The sequence below is a fragment of the Gelidibacter pelagius genome, assembly GCF_017581925.1.
Lineage (GTDB): Bacteria > Bacteroidota > Bacteroidia > Flavobacteriales > Flavobacteriaceae > Gelidibacter > Gelidibacter pelagius.
In genome coordinates this window covers 1-1,387 of record NZ_JAGEVG010000059.1, presented here as the reverse complement: position 1 = coordinate 1,387, position 1,387 = coordinate 1, and the positions used below count along the sequence as shown (strand labels likewise).

At 42.5% G+C, this 1,387-nt stretch carries 1 protein-coding gene; it reads right to left on the bottom strand.

The genetic code is table 11. The features are described from left to right. Positions 1-94: 94 nt before the first annotated feature. On the bottom strand, positions 95-1,294 hold the full coding sequence (locus J4051_RS18805; protein ID WP_208235428.1) for an IS4 family transposase: 1,200 nt from the start codon (positions 1,292-1,294) through the stop codon (positions 95-97). Positions 1,295-1,387 lie beyond the last annotated feature (93 nt).

Genomic DNA, 1,387 nt, shown 5'->3' with positions numbered 1-1,387 from the left:
TCATTGTTGTCCGATAAAAATCTAAAGTAGTAAAAATAGCTTTGTCATTGCCATATTTTACTGAATTGGGTTCCTGTTTTCAAAACAGAACCCCCTAAGGGTCGAAAAGACTCAATTGTCCAATGTTTTTTGTGGTAATCTCCTCCCATTTGGAATCAGGGTCCCTCAGGAACTTGAACAGGTCTATATAGGTCATCAGATGATATCGTATTACGGACATCATATTGGAATACGCCCATCTTCTCTGCGCTTTTCTCTGTATTACAAGCATTATAAGCTGGATGATCAGGCTCACCCAGATCTGGATCTCTATTGCGTTTTGGTTGTCTCCCAGAAAGTATTTGAGCGGGAAGTTCTGTTTCAGCCGTTTGAACATGGTCTCTATCTGCCAGCGATTTTTGTAGATATCGGTGATCTTGTCGGCCTCTAGTTCATAGTTGTTGGTGATGAACTCGTATACCTTGCGCTTCTCCTGGTGCCAAAAAGCTATCCTTCGCAGGTAAAATTCGTTATCATCTTTATCGGCAAGCGTTATTTTTTCATCCTTCAGGACAGCATCGTCCACGTTGTCCGGTATATCAAACTCCTCAAGGCTTGTGTAGCGGGCGTTGCTCTTTTGCCTGGTCACAAAGTAGATCTCGTCCAACGTCCATTTCTGGTATTGTTGGTAATCTATATATCCTTTATCGAACACAATATAAGAGCCCCTTTTTAGGTCAAGTTCTTTTAAAAATAGGTGATCGTGCGTTGCCGCACTTGAAAATTTTATCAGGCAGGGAACATCTTCCATCGCATTGATCATCGTGTGCATCTTTATCCCGCCCTTCTTTTTGCCGTTAAGCGGGTTGCGGCCAACACCTTTTAGGATATCGCTAAAGAGGGTTATTGTTGATGAATCGACTATTTTAAGGTTTTTTATGGCAGGCTCCCTGGTTCTGCTGTCCGATAAAAATCGACGATAGCGCTTATAAAGGCCTGCGTAAATATCAGCGAAGACTTCTGAGCTCCTGCGTTTGTTGGCATCGGACAAGGTGCTGCGTTTTGGAAAGTCCGCTAGGCCCAAGTGGTTGATCTTGCCCTCACAGGCAAGCATTATGCTGGAGACCTCACGAAGTGAGCTACAGCCACTGATAACGGCGAATATCATCGTGACCAAATGCTCATGGGTCGTGAACTTCTTGGTATACCTGTCACTATTGTGCTTCTTTGCTGTCCGATAAATATCCTTGGCGTCAAGGAAGTTTAAAACCTGTTTGATAATGGGTTGTCCGCTGAAATTTTTACTTTTGTTCATATCTATAGTTTTGTGGTAAAAACCAAGATATAAATAAAGCGGGAAATCCTTCTTGGAAATCCCGCTTTTAAAAATGTTTATCGGACACTAATG